The sequence below is a fragment of the Citrobacter sp. wls826 genome (assembly GCF_005281245.1).
GTDB lineage: Bacteria > Pseudomonadota > Gammaproteobacteria > Enterobacterales > Enterobacteriaceae > Citrobacter > Citrobacter braakii.
In genome coordinates, this window is the sequence record NZ_SZWS01000051.1 from 126,364 (window position 1) to 128,680 (window position 2,317).

A 2,317-nucleotide genomic window follows, 5' to 3' on the forward strand; every position below is an offset into this window, starting at 1 on the left:
CTGGCTGCCGTATTCTGGTTTCACTGGTGCATGAAATGGTGAAGCGTCGGGCGCACAAGGGCCTGGCAACGTTATGTATCGGCGGTGGTCAGGGCGTGGCGCTCGCTATCGAACGAGATTAACCACCCGAAGTTTTCTCTGCTTAAACGCCTTTCCCGCTGTATTTCCCCTGCATCTATAAAAAAGCCCTCCAACAGGAGGGCAAGGCCAGTTACAGAAACATACACTCTAAACTCTGCTAACGTATCAAAACAGCGTTTCATTTCATGTGATTAACAGCGCACTTTGTTAGAAAAGGTGTGTGAACGGCATGTGAGGCTGGCTGTATTTTCAATGTCTTATCCCTACCCCTCATGAACTACTCTTGTTTATTTTTATCTATCTAGTTGTTTTAAATAATTTTATTGAAACCATTCCCGCGATTTATATGCGCTAGCGTGATCGCAATTACACTTTTGATAATAAGATGCAGAAAAAGTGAAACGTTGTTTTATTTGTAATTGAAAACCCATTCCGGGAGGGATATCATGAGCGCATAAGATAAAACGGAACAGCGTTTTGCTATTCGTTTAAGCATTCACGGTCAATTTATCACTGGAGGTAAATGTGGACGTAAGACAAAGCATCCATAGTGCGCATGCGAAAACCCTGGACACTCAGGAGCTGCGTAATGAGTTTTTGGTCGAAGAAGTGTTTGTCGCAGATGAATACACCATGGTCTACAGCCACATTGACCGCATCATTGTTGGCGGCATTATGCCAGTAGCCAAAACCGTCTCTGTGGGTGGCGAAGTCGGCAAACAGCTGGGCGTAACCTACTTCCTCGAACGTCGTGAGCTGGGTGTGATTAACATCGGTGGCCCGGGCACGATTACCGTTGACGGCCAGTGCTATGAAATTGGTCATCGTGACGCGCTGTACGTCGGGAAAGGGGCCAAAGAAGTGGTATTCGCCAGCATTGATACGGCGAAACCAGCGAAGTTTTACTACAACTGCGCGCCGGCCCACACGAGTTATCCCACCAAAAAAGTTACGCCAGCAGACGTTGCGCCAGTGACGCTGGGCGATGACCTCACCAGTAACCGTCGTACCATCAACAAATATTTTGTGCCGGATGTGCTGGAAACCTGCCAGTTGAGTATGGGTCTGACCGAACTGGCGCCGGGTAACCTGTGGAACACCATGCCGTGTCATACCCATGAACGTCGTATGGAAGTCTATTTCTATTTCAATATGGAAGAAGATACCTGCGTCTTCCACATGATGGGGCAGCCTCAGGAAACGCGTCATATTGTGATGCACAACGAGCAGGCGGTGATTTCGCCGAGCTGGTCAATTCACTCCGGCGTTGGCACAAAAGCTTATACGTTCATTTGGGGCATGGTCGGCGAAAACCAGGTCTTTGATGATATGGACCATGTAGCGGTCAAAGATCTGCGCTAGTTGCGGGCGATAGCCGTGCCTGCTGCGGCGGGCATTATAAAAAATTAAGGATTTACAATGATTTTGAATGCATTCTCTCTTGAAGGTAAGGTCGCCGTTGTGACCGGTTGTGACACTGGCCTGGGTCAGGGTATGGCGTTGGGCTTGGCTGAAGCGGGCTGCGATATCGTGGGGATCAACATCGTTGAACCGACGGAAACTATCGAACGCGTGACCGCGCTGGGGCGCCGTTTTTTAAGTCTGACCGCCGACCTGCGTCAAATTGACGGCATTCCGGCGCTGCTGGAGCGCGCAGTGGCAGAATTCGGTCATATCGATATTCTGGTCAACAACGCAGGTCTTATTCGTCGTGACGATGCGATCGACTTCAGCGAAAAAGACTGGGACGACGTGATGAACCTGAACATTAAGAGCGTGTTCTTTATGTCTCAGGCCGCGGCGAAGCACTTTATCGCTCAGGGTAACGGCGGCAAAATTATCAACATCGCCTCTATGCTTTCTTTCCAGGGCGGGATCCGCGTGCCGTCTTACACCGCGTCTAAAAGCGGCGTAATGGGCGTCACCCGCCTGATGGCGAACGAGTGGGCCAAACATAACATCAACGTCAACGCAATTGCGCCGGGTTACATGGCGACGAACAACACTCAACAGCTGCGCGCTGATGAGCAGCGTAGCGCAGAAATTCTCGATCGTATCCCGGCGGGTCGTTGGGGTCTGCCGAGTGACCTGATGGGGCCGATTGTGTTCCTGGCATCCAGCGCATCTGACTATATCAACGGCTATACCGTTGCGGTAGACGGCGGCTGGCTGGCGCGTTAATCCGCTTTCCAGAACCGACAAACCCTGCCCTTTGGCAGGTTTTGTCGGTTAAACA

Annotated in this window: 2 protein-coding genes and 1 pseudogene; all 3 read left to right on the forward strand. The window is 50.8% G+C overall.

All coding sequences use genetic code 11. The features are described from left to right. Positions 1-122, forward strand: a pseudogene (locus FDW87_RS22450) (acetyl-CoA C-acyltransferase); the annotation flags it as partial. A gap of 484 nt (positions 123-606) precedes the next feature. Continuing rightward, positions 607-1,443 (forward strand): 5-dehydro-4-deoxy-D-glucuronate isomerase, encoded by an 837-nt coding sequence (gene kduI / locus FDW87_RS12170; protein WP_137379796.1) that lies wholly within the window; start codon positions 607-609, stop codon positions 1,441-1,443. Between the two features lie 57 nt (positions 1,444-1,500). Beyond that, a complete protein-coding gene (kduD, locus tag FDW87_RS12175; RefSeq protein WP_016154286.1) occupies positions 1,501-2,262 on the forward strand; it encodes a 2-dehydro-3-deoxy-D-gluconate 5-dehydrogenase KduD in 762 nt (253 codons plus the stop codon). The last annotated feature ends 55 nt before the right edge of the window (positions 2,263-2,317 follow it).

Excerpts from the sequence above, each read along its gene's own strand:
- kduD (WP_016154286.1), top strand. The coding sequence starts at position 1,501 with ATGATTTTGAATGCATTCTCTCTTGAAGGTAAGGTCGCCGTTGTGACC.